At 62.7% G+C, this 14,164-nt stretch carries 14 protein-coding genes and 1 tRNA gene; 7 read left to right on the plus strand and 8 right to left on the minus strand.

Annotated features, from left to right (window positions below; all coding sequences use genetic code 11):
* Positions 1-37: 37 nt before the first annotated feature.
* A complete protein-coding gene (gene ppk2 / locus ABX298_RS12030) occupies positions 38-1,012 on the minus strand; it encodes a polyphosphate kinase 2 (protein ID WP_075044346.1) in 975 nt (324 codons plus the stop codon).
* A 243-nt stretch (positions 1,013-1,255) separates the two neighbouring features.
* Here ppk2 and ABX298_RS12035 point away from each other — a divergent pair, with 243 nt between their 5' ends.
* Positions 1,256-1,558, plus strand: coding sequence for an addiction module antidote protein (locus ABX298_RS12035; protein WP_015268632.1), 303 nt, complete (start codon positions 1,256-1,258; stop codon positions 1,556-1,558).
* Positions 1,559-1,696: 138 nt separating this feature from the next.
* On the opposite strand, the gene ABX298_RS12040 is transcribed toward ABX298_RS12035, so the two are convergent.
* From ABX298_RS12040 to ABX298_RS12055, 4 genes are all read right to left on the minus strand, one after another.
* Positions 1,697-1,772 (minus strand) — tRNA-Phe (locus tag ABX298_RS12040).
* Between the two features lie 90 nt (positions 1,773-1,862).
* Positions 1,863-2,135: an oxidative damage protection protein gene (locus ABX298_RS12045; RefSeq protein ID WP_003257478.1), complete on the minus strand. Its 273-nt coding sequence runs from the start codon at positions 2,133-2,135 to the stop codon at positions 1,863-1,865.
* On the minus strand, positions 2,132-3,199 hold the full coding sequence (gene mutY, locus ABX298_RS12050) for an A/G-specific adenine glycosylase (RefSeq protein WP_367394431.1): 1,068 nt from the start codon (positions 3,197-3,199) through the stop codon (positions 2,132-2,134). The genes ABX298_RS12045 and mutY overlap by 4 nt, the downstream gene beginning before the upstream one ends.
* A complete protein-coding gene (locus ABX298_RS12055) occupies positions 3,196-5,442 on the minus strand; it encodes an AsmA family protein (protein ID WP_367394432.1) in 2,247 nt (748 codons plus the stop codon). The genes mutY and ABX298_RS12055 overlap by 4 nt, the downstream gene beginning before the upstream one ends.
* Positions 5,443-5,827: 385 nt before the next feature.
* Between ABX298_RS12055 and ABX298_RS12060 the strand changes: the two genes are divergently transcribed.
* From ABX298_RS12060 to hisF, 6 genes are all read left to right on the plus strand, one after another.
* Positions 5,828-7,489 (plus strand): OFA family MFS transporter, encoded by a 1,662-nt coding sequence (locus tag ABX298_RS12060; protein ID WP_238067158.1) that lies wholly within the window; start codon positions 5,828-5,830, stop codon positions 7,487-7,489.
* Positions 7,490-7,774: 285 nt separating this feature from the next.
* A complete protein-coding gene (hisB, locus tag ABX298_RS12065; RefSeq protein ID WP_003255736.1) occupies positions 7,775-8,368 on the plus strand; it encodes an imidazoleglycerol-phosphate dehydratase HisB in 594 nt (197 codons plus the stop codon).
* Entirely contained in the window at positions 8,369-9,007 is a 639-nt protein-coding gene (gene hisH / locus ABX298_RS12070) for an imidazole glycerol phosphate synthase subunit HisH (protein WP_025337371.1), read from the plus strand.
* Positions 9,008-9,268, plus strand: coding sequence for a DUF2164 domain-containing protein (locus ABX298_RS12075; RefSeq protein WP_003257483.1), 261 nt, complete (start codon positions 9,008-9,010; stop codon positions 9,266-9,268).
* Positions 9,269-9,295: 27 nt separating this feature from the next.
* Positions 9,296-10,033 (plus strand): 1-(5-phosphoribosyl)-5-[(5-phosphoribosylamino)methylideneamino]imidazole-4-carboxamide isomerase, encoded by a 738-nt coding sequence (hisA, locus tag ABX298_RS12080; RefSeq protein WP_003257484.1) that lies wholly within the window; start codon positions 9,296-9,298, stop codon positions 10,031-10,033.
* Between the two features lie 10 nt (positions 10,034-10,043).
* Positions 10,044-10,814, plus strand: coding sequence for an imidazole glycerol phosphate synthase subunit HisF (gene hisF / locus ABX298_RS12085; protein WP_013970495.1), 771 nt, complete (start codon positions 10,044-10,046; stop codon positions 10,812-10,814).
* 135 nt (positions 10,815-10,949) lie between these two features.
* Here hisF and choV read toward each other — a convergent pair whose 3' ends face one another.
* From choV to choX, 3 genes are all read right to left on the minus strand, one after another.
* Entirely contained in the window at positions 10,950-12,128 is a 1,179-nt protein-coding gene (gene choV, locus ABX298_RS12090) for a choline ABC transporter ATP-binding protein (RefSeq protein WP_075044350.1), read from the minus strand.
* On the minus strand, positions 12,125-12,973 hold the full coding sequence (gene choW / locus ABX298_RS12095; protein WP_169774667.1) for a choline ABC transporter permease subunit: 849 nt from the start codon (positions 12,971-12,973) through the stop codon (positions 12,125-12,127). Before choW ends, choV begins: the two co-directional genes overlap by 4 nt.
* A gap of 81 nt (positions 12,974-13,054) precedes the next feature.
* Positions 13,055-14,002: a choline ABC transporter substrate-binding protein gene (choX, locus tag ABX298_RS12100; protein WP_085591296.1), complete on the minus strand. Its 948-nt coding sequence runs from the start codon at positions 14,000-14,002 to the stop codon at positions 13,055-13,057.
* Positions 14,003-14,164 lie beyond the last annotated feature (162 nt).

Consider the following 14,164-nt stretch of genomic DNA (forward strand, 5'->3'; position numbering starts at 1 on the left):
GGGTTGCGGATGGCTGGCGTTGGCGTGAACCTTCAATCTATGGTTGCGCCAACTCGTCTTCTTCGAACCCCCGCGACGCCCGACCGACCAACAACTCATCCGGCGCATGCGCCACACTGTGGTTCTTGCCCGGATAATCCAGCGAATGCAGAAAGTGCCGGATGCAATTGATCCGCGCACGCTTCTTGTCATCGGACTTGATCACCGTCCACGGCGCATCGGCGGTATCGGTATGGAAGAACATCGCCTCCTTGGCTGCTGTGTAATCTTCCCACCTGTCCAGCGACTTGATGTCGATGGGCGACAGCTTCCAGTGCTTGAGCGGGTCGTCCCGGCGCGAGATGAAGCGGCGCAGCTGCTCTTCGCGGTTCACCGAGAACCAGTACTTGAACAGCAGGATGCCGCTGTTGCACAACATCCGCTCCAGCTCCGGGGCCTGGCGCATGAATTCCAGATATTGCAGCGGCGTGCAGAAGTCCATCACCTTTTCGACGCCGGCGCGGTTGTACCAGGAGCGGTCGAAGAACACCATTTCGCCTGCCGTGGGCAGATGCTGGATGTAACGCTGGAAGTACCACTGGCCTTTTTCCTGCTCGGAAGGCTTTTCCAGGGCAACGATGCGCGCACCACGAGGGTTGAGGTGCTCCATGAACCGCTTGATGGTGCCGCCCTTGCCTGCGGCATCGCGCCCTTCGAACAGGATCACCACGCGCTGGCCGGTTTCCTTCACCCAGCTCTGTACCTTCAACAATTCGATCTGCAGCGCGTGCTTGGCCTTTTCGTAGTCCTGGCGACGCATGCGGGTGCGGTAGGGGTAGCTGGCCGGCAGGTGGGCCGAGGTGCTGTCTTCGTTGCTGCCCTTGGGGGCGGTGGCGACTTCCAGTGCAGCAGGTTGCTGGCTGATGCTGGTGATCGTCGGCTCCGGCTTGCGCTGGCGTGGGCGACGCGTGCGGGCTGGGGTGATGGCGGGCTCGCTGGGGGCGGGGAGCAGGAGGGGGGATTCTTCGCTCATGGAGGTCCTTGCGGGTCGGGTCGGATGTCCATCTGGCATTTTAAGTCGAGCGATTGGCGGCACTTTGATATCGGTCAACGGCGCGTCCACAAACAGTTTGAAACAGCTAAAAATTGAATGTAGTGTGAACTGTGGTTCACATTTTTTCATGCGCACACCCTCCTGGCGGGTGGCGATAAAACCAGCCAGGCCAGAGATATCAAATCTGCCCTCAAGCTGGCACGCGACCTTTAGGAGGCCGCCATGACAAATATCAAGCTGACCAAATGGGACGCTGTAGACCATTTGAAGACAGAGGAAGACATGGCCCTCTACCTTGAGGCCTGTCTTGAAGAAAACGATCCAGCACTGCTTGCTGCAGCCCTGGGTGATATCGCTCGTGCCCGGGGTATGGCTCAGTTGGCGCGTGATACCGGCCTGACACGAGAAGGGCTGTATAAGGCGTTGTCTGCGGAGGGTAACCCGAGTTTGGCGACCATCATGAAAGTGATGGCGGCCCTCGGGGTCAGACTTCATGCCGAGGTGCTGCCGCGCGCGGCGGGGTAAGGTTTAGCGATCAGGAGGGGCAGTAACGGCAGGTAACTGCCAAGCCTCCAGCAAAAATGACAGACAACAAAAAACCCGCACTAGGCGGGTTTCTTGTTGTCGCTTCGGGTAACTTTGCAACCACCAGAAGCTTGAAGGTGGTGCCCAGAGACGGAGTCGAACCGCCGACACGAGGATTTTCAATCCTCTGCTCTACCGACTGAGCTATCTGGGCGACGAGGTGAATTAAATAGACTTTCAGACCGCTCGTCAACGACTTTTTGAAAAAATTTTAAATTAATTCCGTCGCTTACGTTCCGTGGGGTCATTCCGAGGGTGGAACGTAGCCTTCCGCCTGGGCGTATTCTTCGCCGGCGAAAAACTTGTCCATCTCGCCCTGGAGGAATTTGCGGTCCTCGGCGTTCATCATGTTCAGGCGCTTTTCGTTGATCAGCATGGTCTGGTGCTTCTGCCAGTCGGCCCAGGCTTTCTGCGAGATGTGTTCGAAGATGTCCTGGCCCTTGGCGCCGGGGTAGGGCGGGCGCTCCAGGCCTGGCAGTTCTTCTTTGTACTTGCGGCACATCACGGTGCGGGTCATCGGGCGTCTCCTGCAATCAGTTCGTCGGCCGCGCGTTTGAGCAGCTTTTTCACCGGGGCGGCAAGGCCCAGGCGCGGCGGGGTGGCGAGGTTATACCAGAGCCAGTCGGCCTCGGCCACGTGCTGGCCGACCGGGTCGACGCGCACCAGCCAGGGCTCGATCGCCAGCTGGAAGTGGCTGAAGGTATGGGTCAGGCCGTCCATGGCGCGGCTGTCAGCCAGGCGCAGGCCGTGCTGGTAGGCCAGATCGTCGAGCTGGGCGATGTCGTCAAGCTCCGGCAGGCTCCACAAACCACCCCACAGGCCGCTGGACGGGCGGCGGTAAAGCAGGATGGCGCCTTCGTGGTTGGCCAGCAGTGGCATCAGTGTGCGGCGTTGCGGCAGTGCCTTGCGCGGCTTGGGCTCGGGGTAGCGGGTTTCTTCACCGTGCAGGTGCGCTTCGCAGCCGCGCTGCAGCGGGCAGATCAGGCAGCTGGGCTTGCTGCGGGTGCACAGCGTGGCGCCCATGTCCATCATCGCCTGGGTGTAGTGGTTGGCTCGCTGCTGCGGGGTAAAGCGTTCGGCCGTGGCCCACAGCTGGTTGGCTACCTTGGGTTCGCCGGGGTAGCCGGCCTGGGCGGTGTAGCGGGCCAGCACGCGCTTGACGTTGCCGTCGAGGATCGGTGCGCGGATGCCCATGCTGATGCTGGCGATGGCGCCGGCGGTGGAGCGGCCGATGCCGGGCAGCTCGGTGAGCTGCTCGACACTGCGCGGGAATTCGCCGCCATGCTGTTCGACCACGATCTTCGCGGCCTTTTGCAGGTTGCGTGCCCGGGTGTAGTAGCCCAGGCCCGTCCACAGGTGCAGCACTTCGTCCTCCGGCGCCTCGGCCAGGGCCTGCACGGTCGGCAGGGCCTGCATGAAGCGGTCGAAGTAGCTGAGCACGGTGCTGACCTGGGTCTGCTGCAACATGATTTCCGACACCCAGACCCGGTACGGGTTGATGCCCTGTTGCCAGGGCAGGTCGTGCCGGCCGTGTTCGTCATACCAATCCAGCACTGCGCTGGAGAACTGCTCGGGGCTCATCGCTTGAACAGCCCCTTGAGCGCGTCTTTCAGTTCCGGGCTCACTTTGTCTCCGAGTTTTTCATCGATCTTGTCTTGCAGGCGGTTGCCGGCCACCTTGGCGGCAACCTTGCCCAGGCCGTCCTGGTCCAGGCGGCAGGCTTTGGCGCCCAGCTCCAGCGGGCCGCGGCAGCGCAGCGGTATTTCGACACCCACATAGCGTTCGTTGACCTGGCAGGCCGGGTCCGGCATGGCGCGCTGGTCGCCTTCGACGACCACGCCAACGTTGTAGTCCATGCCCAGTACACGCAGGTCGAGGTCACCATGGCCATTGACGGTCAGGCCCGGAATGCGTGCCTTGAGGTCCGGGTTGTTGGCGACGCCATTGCGTACTACCAGGCTGCCCCGCAGTTCCTGGAACGGGGTGTCCTTGCCGCGAGGCTCGCCGGTGAGCGATTTGCGGTTCAGCGTGGCGATGGCCTTGCACAGCTGCTGTTCCAGGTTGGCATTGACCAGCACGCCGTCGTTGATGACGAAGTTGGCGTTGCCGTTGAGGGTGTCGACCAGGGCCTTCTGGCTGTTGCCGGTGGCGGTCAGGTCGCTGGTCAGGGTCAGCAGGCCTTTGACCGGTGGCGTCTGTTCCTTGCCCTCGGACTTGATGAAGTGTTCCACCGGCACCCGCTGGATGCTGGTGTTGACGCCCAGTTGCGGCACGGCAGGGCGCACGTCGACGGTGCCCTTGGCCTCGAAGGTGCCGTTGTACAGTTCACCGCGCAGGGTTTGCAGGGTCAGCAGGCCGCCCTGGCCGATGGCCTTGAGCTGGGCGTCTTCGATCGGCAGTTTGTCCAGGGTCAGCGAGCCGAAGGCCAGGTCGGCCTGCAGGTCGAGGGCGCGCAGGCGGTCGACCGGCAGCAGCTTGTCGTCGCTCCAGGCGACCTGGGTCGGGGCGTTGGGAAGCGGCGTGGTGCCAGGGCCGGCGACCGCGCTGGCTTCTTGTTGCTTGACCTCGGCCTGGCGCGCGGCGGTGGCGCCCTTGGCCTCTTCACTCTTGGCCGGCAGGTAGCGGTCGGCGTTGAAGGTGTCGCCCTTGAGCTGCAGGCGCAGGGCCTGTTTGGCGAAGTCTTCGACGGCCACGCGGCCACTGAAGGTGCTGTCGTCCAGTTTCACCGCCAGGTCTTCCAGGGCCAGGCTGTTCGGCGTGCCCTGCAGGCGGGTGACCAGCTCCAGCTTGGCGAAGGCCGCCGGGTCGTTGGTGGCTGGCAGCGGGCGGCCGGTGCTGTCGAGGAAGGTGCGCAGGTCGAACTGGGCGATGGACAGGCCGCCGCTCAGCTGTGGCGCCTTGTCCAGGTCTCGCAGGTTCAGTTCGCCCAGAGCGCGCAGCTGGTTGGCCGAGACTTTCAGGCCGTTCCACGAGGCGACATCGGCGGCCAGGTCGACCAGCAACTGGCCTTGGGCGGCGAAGGTCACGGTCTTGCCGCCGGTGGGCTCACCCGAGGTTTCGCCCGACAGGCGCATGTCTTCGAAGTTGTAGCGCTTGAGCTTGCGGTCGAAGCGCAGCTCGCCGGCCAGTTCGGTGCGGGCCTTGATGTTCGGCTGGCTGGCACTGAGGAAGGCGCTGGCCTTGAGCGGAATGTTCGCCCCTTCGTGGACCGGGCCGGTGCTCAGCTGGATGCTTTCGGCGCTGTAGCTCTGGCCGGTCTTGGCATCGGTGTACTGCACGCGGGCGTTGTTCACGGTCAGGCTGTCGATGTCCAGCTTGACGGCGCGTTCATTGCTGGCGACCGGTGCCGACGCCTGTTCGGCCGGTGTCTGGGCCGGAGCACTGGCCTGCGCATCGGCGCTGGCGCCGTTCTGCGCGGGCAGCGGCTTGCCGATGTCTTCCCAGTTGCCATGGCCCTGTTCGTCACGGGCCAGGGTCAGGTTCAGGCCCTCGACGCGTACGTCGCTCATCTGCACTTCGCGGCGCAGCAGTGGCAGCACACGTACAGAAAGCCCGAGCATCTGCAGGTCGGCGAACGGTTCCTTGGGTTTGTTCAAGGTGGCGATGCTCGCTTCGTGCAACTCCAGGCCCAGCCACGGGAACAGGCTCCAGCCAATGTCACCGTTGAGGGTCAGCTCGACGTGAGCCTTGTCACGTGCCAGCTGGCGAATCTCGTCTTTGTAGTCGTTGGGATCGAAGAGGTGGGTCAGGGCGAAGCCCAGCGCCACGATGATCAGCAGCAACCCGAGAAGCCCTAGTCCCAGGATTTTGCCGAACGCTTTCATGGGCGAGTCCTTGTAGTCCGTTTTTGAAATTCAAGCGCCAGAGTATAGCGCCGCAGTGGTTGCCCCTGCGTATTCGACTAGAGATACAGGGCATTTCCTACGCGTACAGCAGATGGTACGGCTTTCGACAGCCATGTTTGTCAGTTCCGAATGTGTGGCCTGTACTGGCCCTATCGCCGGCAAGCCAGCTCCCACAGGGATCCCGCTGTCCCCGAGGTCGGTGGGATCCCTGTGGGAGCTGGCTTGCCGGCGATAGGGCCGGTATAGGCAACATGACCGTTTCAGCCGAGCAAAAATTAACGATATCAGATTGCTTTCACGCTACTTGATGCTGCTACCCTTGCGCCGCTTTGCCTGCACCCTACCTATAAGAAGGATCTGATCCATGAGCAGTACCGTCGCGGCGGGGACCTTGGCCAGTGCGCCAGGCTTCCTGTCGAAGGAGCGCATCATCGCCCGCCCGGGCTTCAACCGCTGGCTGGTCCCGCCGGCCGCCCTGGCCATCCACCTGTGCATCGGCATGGCCTATGGCTTCTCGGTGTTCTGGCTGCCGCTGTCGCAAGCCCTCGGCATCACCGCCCCGGTTGCCTGCGCAGCGGACATGGGCTTCATGGCCCGTATGTTCAGCGCCGAGTGCGATTGGCCGATTTCCATGCTGAGCTGGATCTACACCCTGTTCTTCGTCTTCCTCGGTTGCTCGGCGGCTGTGCTGGGTGGTTGGCTGGAACACGCCGGCCCGCGCAAGGCCGGCCTGGTGTCGGCGCTGTGCTGGTGCGGTGGCATGCTGATTTCGGCGATTGGCGTGAAAACCCATCAGCTGTGGCTGATGTGGCTGGGTTCCGGCGTAATCGGTGGTATCGGCCTGGGCCTGGGCTACATCTCGCCGGTGTCGACCCTGATCAAGTGGTTCCCGGACAAGCGCGGCATGGCCACCGGCATGGCGATCATGGGCTTCGGTGGTGGGGCCATGGTCGGTGCACCGCTGGCCACCGCGCTGATGGGCCATTTCGGCAATGCGCAGGAAGTGGGCGTGTGGCAAAGTTTCGTCGTCATGGCGGCGATCTACTTCGTGTTCATGACCGCCGGTGCCCTGGCGTATCGCGTGCCGCCGACCGGCTGGAAGCCAGAAGGCTGGAGCGCCCCGGTGAAGAAAGCTGGCAACACCATGGTCACCGACCGCCACGTGCATGTCAGCGTGGCCTGGAAGACCCCGCAGTTCGCCTTGATCTGGTTGGTACTGTGCCTGAACGTGTCGGCGGGTATCGGCATCCTCGGCATGGCTTCGCCGTTGCTGCAGGAAGTGTTCGCCGGCAAGCTGCTGGGCAACGGGCTGAGCTTCAGCGAGCTGAACAGCGCCCAGCTGGCGCAGATTGCCGCGATTGCCGCCGGCTTCACCGGCCTGCTGAGCCTGTTCAACATCGGCGGGCGGTTCTTCTGGGCGTCGTTCTCGGACTACATTGGCCGCAAGAACACCTATTTCGCCTTCTTTGCCTTGGGCGTGGGCTTGTACAGCCTGGTGCCGAACATGGGGCACCTGGGTAACGTGGCGCTGTTCGTGGCGGCGTTCTGCATCATTCTGTCGATGTACGGTGGTGGTTTTGCCACGGTACCGGCCTACCTGGCCGACCTGTTCGGCACGCAGATGGTCGGCGCCATTCATGGCCGCCTGCTGACCGCCTGGGCGGCGGCCGGGGTGCTGGGGCCGGTGCTTATCACCTACCTGCGCGAGTACCAGTTGGCGGCCGGGGTGGAGCGTGCGGCTGCTTATGACATGACCCTGTACATCCTCGCCGGCCTGCTGGTGCTGGGCTTTGTCTGCAACATGCTGGTGCGGCCGGTGGCCGACAAGCATTTCATGAGCGATGCCGAACTGGCTGCCGAACGGGCGTTGAGCCATGACAAGGGCTCCGACGGGGCGCGCTCGCTGGAGTGGAAAGCGGCGCCGGGTAGCCTGCCGCTGGTGCTGCTGGCCTGGGCAGTGGTGGTCGTGCCGTTGGCCTGGGGCGTTTGGATTACCCTGCAGAAGACGGCTGTGCTGTTCCATTGATCAGTGGTAAAACCGGCTGACTTTGCTGGCTGTACTGGCCCTATCGCCGGCAAGCCAGCTCCCACAGGTACGCCACAGGCCTGGAAGATTGTGAGGGTCCCTGTGGGAGCTGGCTTGCCGGCGATAGGGCTGCAAAGCAGCCCCAGGCCACCCGGTTGTATAGACCTGTAACGGTATCCGGCCTGCGTAATTCCTCGTTTTGCCATATGTCATCCGCGTTTCAAGCCGGCGCGTTCTAGGCCTATAATGAAGCCCTTTTCGCCTAATGATTTTGCGGAGCTGGTGATGGTCGAACGTAAGGCTTCCGTCGAGCGCAATACCCTGGAAACCCAGGTCAAGTGCTCGATCAACCTCGATGGCAGTGGCAAGGCCCGATTCGATATCGGTGTGCCTTTCCTTGAACACATGCTGGACCAGATTGCCCGCCATGGGCTGATCGATCTGGATATCGAGTGCAAGGGTGACACGCATATCGACGATCACCATACCGTCGAAGACGTCGGCATCACCCTGGGCATGGCATTTGCCCAGGCCATCGGTGACAAGAAGGGCATCTTCCGCTACGGCCATGCCTATGTGCCGCTGGACGAAGCGCTGTCGCGCGTGGTCATCGACTTCTCCGGTCGCCCGGGCCTGCAGATGCACGTGCCGTACACCCGCGCCAGCGTCGGTGGCTTCGATGTCGACCTGTTCCAGGAGTTCTTCCAGGGCTTCGTCAACCACGCCCTGGTGACCCTGCACATCGACAACCTGCGTGGCCACAACACCCACCACCAGATCGAGACCGTGTTCAAGGCTTTCGGCCGCGCCCTGCGCATGGCCATTACCCTCGACGAGCGCATGGCCGGGCAGATGCCATCCACCAAAGGGTGCCTGTAAATGCAGACGGTAGCCGTAATCGACTATGGCATGGGCAACCTGCACTCGGTGGCCAAGGCGCTCGAGCATGTAGGGGCCGGTAAGGTGCTGGTCACCAGCGATGCCACGGTCATCCGCGAAGCCGACCGCGTGGTATTCCCGGGCGTGGGCGCGATTCGTGACTGCATGGCCGAAATCCGCCGCCTGGGCTTCGACAGCCTGGTGCGCGAAGTCAGCCAGGACCGCCCGTTCCTCGGCATTTGCGTGGGTATGCAGGCACTGCTCGACCACAGCGAAGAAAACGACGGTGTCGACTGCATCGGCATGTTCCCCGGCCAGGTGCGCTTCTTCGGCAAAGACCTGCAGGAAGACGGCGAGCACCTGAAGGTGCCGCACATGGGCTGGAACGAAGTTGGCCAGACCAACGACCACCCGCTGTGGCACGACATCCCCGACCGTGCGCGGTTCTACTTCGTGCACAGCTACTACATCAATGCCGGCAAGCCGGCCCAGGTGGTCGGCCGCGGCCATTACGGTGTCGATTTCGCCGCTGCGCTGGCCGATGGCTCGCGCTTTGCCGTGCAGTTCCACCCGGAGAAGAGCCATACCCATGGCCTGCAGCTGCTGCAGAACTTCGTCGCCTGGGACGGGCGCTGGTAAATGAGCAGGTCGAAGACCAAGGCCCCGGTCATCACCCTGGCCCCCGAGCAGGAGCGCGAAGCGCTGCACACGCTCAAGCGCTTCCTCGAAGACCGTTTCGAGCTGGAGCTGGGGTCGTTCGAAGTGGCCGAAGTCCTCGAGCTGTTCAGCAAAGAAATTGCACCCCTTTACTACAACAGGGCGATTGCCGATGTTCAGCTGCACCTCAAGGAGCGGTTCGAGAGCATCGAAAGCGATCTGTGGGCGCTCGAGAAGCCCTGAAAACCCAAGAACAGACAGGTTCCCAAGATGCTGATTATCCCCGCTATCGATCTGAAGGACGGTGCCTGCGTGCGCCTGCGCCAGGGCCGCATGGAAGACTCCACGGTATTTTCCGACGACCCGGTGAGCATGGCCGCCAAGTGGGTCGAGGGTGGCTGCCGCCGCCTGCACCTGGTCGACCTCAACGGCGCCTTCGAAGGCCAGCCGGTCAACGGTGAAGTGGTCACCGCCATTGCCAAGCGCTACCCGACCCTGCCGATCCAGATCGGCGGTGGCATCCGCTCGCTGGAAACCATCGAGCACTACGTCAAGGCTGGCGTCAGCTACGTGATCATCGGCACCAAGGCGGTCAAGCAGCCGGAGTTCGTCGCCGAAGCGTGCAAGGCCTTCCCGGGCAAGGTCATCGTTGGCCTGGACGCCAAGGACGGCTTCGTCGCCACCGACGGCTGGGCTGAAGTGAGCTCGGTGCAGGTCATCGACCTGGCCAAGCGTTTCGAGGCCGATGGCGTCTCGGCGATCGTCTACACCGACATCGCCAAGGACGGCATGATGCAGGGCTGCAACGTGCCGTTCACCAAGGCGCTGGCAGAAGCTACCTCGATCCCGGTGATTGCCTCGGGCGGCATCCACAACCTGGGCGACATCAAGGCCCTGCTGGACGCCAAGGCCCCGGGCATCATCGGCGCCATCACCGGCCGTGCCATCTACGAAGGCACCCTCGATGTCGCCGAGGCCCAGGCCTTCTGCGACAACTACCAAGGCTGAGGACTGAACCATGGCACTGGCCAAGCGCATCATCCCTTGCCTGGACGTGGACAACGGCCGGGTGGTCAAGGGCGTCAAGTTCGAGAACATCCGTGATGCCGGCGACCCGGTGGAAATCGCCCGTCGCTACGATGAGCAAGGTGCCGATGAAATCACCTTCCTCGACATCACCGCCAGCGTCGATGGCCGCGACACTACCCTGCATACCGTCGAGCGCATGGCCAGCCAGGTGTTCATCCCGCTGACCGTGGGCGGTGGCGTGCGCACCGTGCAGGACATCCGCAACCTGCTCAATGCCGGTGCCGACAAGGTCTCGATCAACACGGCCGCGGTGTTCAACCCGGAGTTTGTCGGCGAGGCAGCGGACCGTTTCGGTTCGCAGTGCATCGTTGTCGCCATCGACGCCAAGAAGGTGTCCGGGCCGGGCGAAGAACCACGCTGGGAAATCTTCACCCACGGCGGGCGCAAGCCGACCGGGCTGGATGCCGTTGAATGGGCTAAGAAGATGGAAGGCCTGGGTGCTGGCGAGATCCTGCTGACCAGCATGGACCAGGACGGCATGAAGAACGGCTTCGACCTGGGTGTTACCCGCGCGATCAGTGATGCGCTGGGTATTCCGGTGATTGCCTCGGGCGGGGTGGGTAACCTGCAGCACCTGGCTGACGGCATTCTGGAAGGGCATGCCAGTGCGGTGCTGGCTGCCAGTATCTTCCACTTTGGTGAGTACACGGTGCCGGAAGCCAAGGCCTACATGGCTTCGCGCGGGATCGTCGTTCGCTGATCGATTAATTGGGGCTGCTTTGCAGCCCATCGCCGGCAAGCCAGCTCCCACAGGGACCGCACAAGGCTCAGGGCCTGCGCTGCCAATGTGGGAGCTGGCTTGCCGGCGATGGGCCGCAACGCGGCCCCAATGGCATCAACCGTGGTTCTTGCCGAGCAATGCGTGATACAGCTCGGTATCCCCAAGAATCCCCACCACCTTGTCGTTATCCTGCAACACCAGCTTGTTGCCGGTCTGATAACGAATCTGCAGCGCCTCGCGCATGCCGATATCAGCATTGACCAACGTTGGGCGGCGGCCCAGCAGCTCCACATCCTGCCCCGGCGCCCAGTTCTGCATCTCCAGCCCGTTCTGCCCCTGGCGTGCGCGCTTGATCGAGTTGCCTTCGCCCAGGTCCAGCCACGAATCGCCACCCGGGTCCAGGCACACCGAACCATTCACCCGCTTGCAGTTGTCCAGGCTGCGCATCAGGCTGCGCCCGCACAGCACGTTCAGCGGGTTGGTATGGGCGACGAAGGTGCGCACATACTCGTCGGCCGGGTTGAGCACGATCTCTTCCGGCTTGCTGTACTGGATGATCCGCCCGTCCTTCATGATGGCGATGCGGCTACCCAGCTTCAGCGCTTCGTCCAGGTCATGGCTGACGAACACGATGGTCTTGCTCAGCTTGGCCTGCAGGCCAAGCAACTCGTCTTGCAGGCCCTGGCGGATCAGCGGGTCCAGTGCCGAGAACGGTTCGTCCATCAGCAGGATGTCGGCATCCATCGCCAGAGCCCGGGCCAGGCCCACGCGCTGCTGCATGCCGCCAGACAGTTCGTCCGGCTTCTTGTTGCGCCACTGGGTCAGGCCCACCAGCTCGAGCTTCTCGTCGACCAGCTTGCGCCGTTCCTTCTCGGGGCGGCCCTGCATTTCCAGGCCAAAGCTGATGTTCTCGCGCACCGTCAGCCAAGGCATCAGGGCGAACTTCTGGAACACCATGGCAATGCGCTTGGTGCGCATCATCTTCAGCTCGGCGGGGGTGCAGTGGGCAATGTCGATGTGCTTGCCTTCGTGCTCGACGAACAGCTTGCCGCGGCTGACGGTGTTGAGGCCGTTGATGCAGCGCAGCAAGCTCGACTTGCCAGAACCGGACAGGCCCATCAGCACGCAGATCTCGCCCTTCTGGATATCCAGGTTGGCCTTCTCGACACCCACCACCAGGCCGGTCTGCTTGAGGATCTGCTCGCGGGTCTGGCCCTGGTCGAGCAGGGCCAGCGCTTCGCGCGGCTTGTTGGAGAAGATGACGTCGACGTCTTCGAAACGAATGATGCTCATGCTTCACCCCTTACCGGCAGGTCCGGTTGCTTGCAGATACGGTCGAGCATGATCGCCAGCAGCACGATCGCCAGGCCCGCTTCGAAGCCCAGGGAAATATCGGCGGTGTTCAGTGCGTTGACCACAGGTTTGCCCAGGCCGTCAGCGCCGACCAGGGCGGCAATCACCACCATCGAGAGCGACAGCATGATGCACTGGGTAACGCCGGCGGCGATGCTTGGCATCGCGTGCGGCAGTTCGATACGGGTGAGCAGCTGGCGCCGCGAGCAGCCAAAGGCCTTGCCGGCGTCCATCAGCTCCTGCGGGACGTCGCAGATGCCCAGGTAGGTGAGACGGATCGGCGCGGCGATGGCGAACACCACCGTCGAGATCAGCCCCGGCACCACACCCAGGCCGAACAGGGTCAGGGTGGGGATCAGGTAGACGAAGGTAGGTACCGTCTGCATCAGGTCGAGTACCGGGCGCATGGCGGTATAGAACATCGGTTTGTGCGCGGCGACGATGCCCAGTGGCACGCCGATGGCCACGCAAACCACTGTGGCGAAGGTGACCTGCGCCAGGGTTTCCATGGTTTCCTGCCAGTAACCCAGGTTGAGGATCAGCAGGAACGAAAGAGCAACGAATGCGGTCAGCGCCCACTTGCGCTGGATGAAATGCGCCAGGGCGGCGAACAGAGCGATGAGCACGAACGGATTGAAGAAAGTCAGGGCACTGGTGACGCCATGGATCATGAACTCCAGGCCTTGCGCGATGGCATCGAAGTAATTCGCGCCGTTCTGGGTCAGCCACTCGACGAACGACGCGATGTACTGGCCCAGGGGTATTTTCTGATCGATAAGCATGATAGCGAGCTTCCACCTGCATAGATTGAAATCAACCCGGGGCAGGCACGGGCCTGCCCCGAGGTAGCGCTATTGCGTATTTCGTTATTGCGTCAGCTTGGCCTTGGCCGCCTCAAGGCCGGGTTTGCCATCCACGGTGGTTACGCCGGCCAGCCAGGCATCCAGTTTGCCAGGGTTGTCCTTGAGCCACTTCTTGGCCGCCGCCTCGGGTTTCATCTTGTCGTCCAGGACATAGCCCATCATGGTGCTTTCATCCTTGAGCTCGAACGACAGGTTCTTCAACAGCTGGCCAACGTTGCTGCATTCCTGCACATAACCCTTGCGGGTGTTGGTCAATACGGTCGCCTTGCCGAAGTCGGGGCCGAAGAACTCGTCCCCGCCGGTCAGGTACTGCATCTTGAAGCGGGTGTTCATCGGGTGCGGTTCCCAGCCGAGGAACACCAGCGCATCGCCGCGTTTCTGCGCGCGGTCGACCTGCGACAGCATGCCGGCCTCGCTGGACTGGACGATCTTGAAGCCGGCGTCCTTCAGGCCGAAGGCGTTCTTGTCGATCATGCTCTGGATGGTGCGGTTGCCATCGTTGCCGGGCTCGATGCCGTAGATCTTGCTGTCGAGTTCTTTCTTGAACTTGGGAATGTCGCTGAAATCCTTCAGGCCCTTGTCATACAGCGCCTGGGGCACGGCCAGGGTGTACTTGGCGTTTTCCAGGTTGGCGCGCACTGTTTCTACAGTACCGGCGTCGCGGTACTGCTTGATGTCGTTCTCCATGGTCGGCATCCAGTTGCCGAGAAACACGTCCAGGTCCTTGCCGGTGGCCAGCGACTTGTAGGTCACCGGTACCGAGATCATGGTGGTGTGGGTCTTGTAACCCAGTGCTTCGAGCACAACGCTGGTGGTCGCGGTGGTTACCGTGATGTCGGTCCAGCCGACATCCGAGAACCGTACCGTCTGGCATTGCTCGGGTTCGGCGGCCTGGGCCAGCAAAGGCGCGGACAGCAACGCAACCAGCAACAGCGAGGGTGAACCTTTCATGGATGGACTCCTGTGATTTTGTCTTCGGGTTCGCGTGGGTCGCCGGGCTTTCTCAGGGTCCGGTCGACCAGGCCTGCAGAGGGCAGGATGCGTGGCCGTGCTTTACGAGTCGCTTTCGATAATCCTCCAGCGCTGGGCAATCGCCTACTGGTGGGGTCGTAA

The organism is Pseudomonas sp. X4 (assembly GCF_040784925.1).
In the GTDB taxonomy this organism is placed as follows: Bacteria; Pseudomonadota; Gammaproteobacteria; order Pseudomonadales; family Pseudomonadaceae; genus Aquipseudomonas; species Aquipseudomonas putida_Z.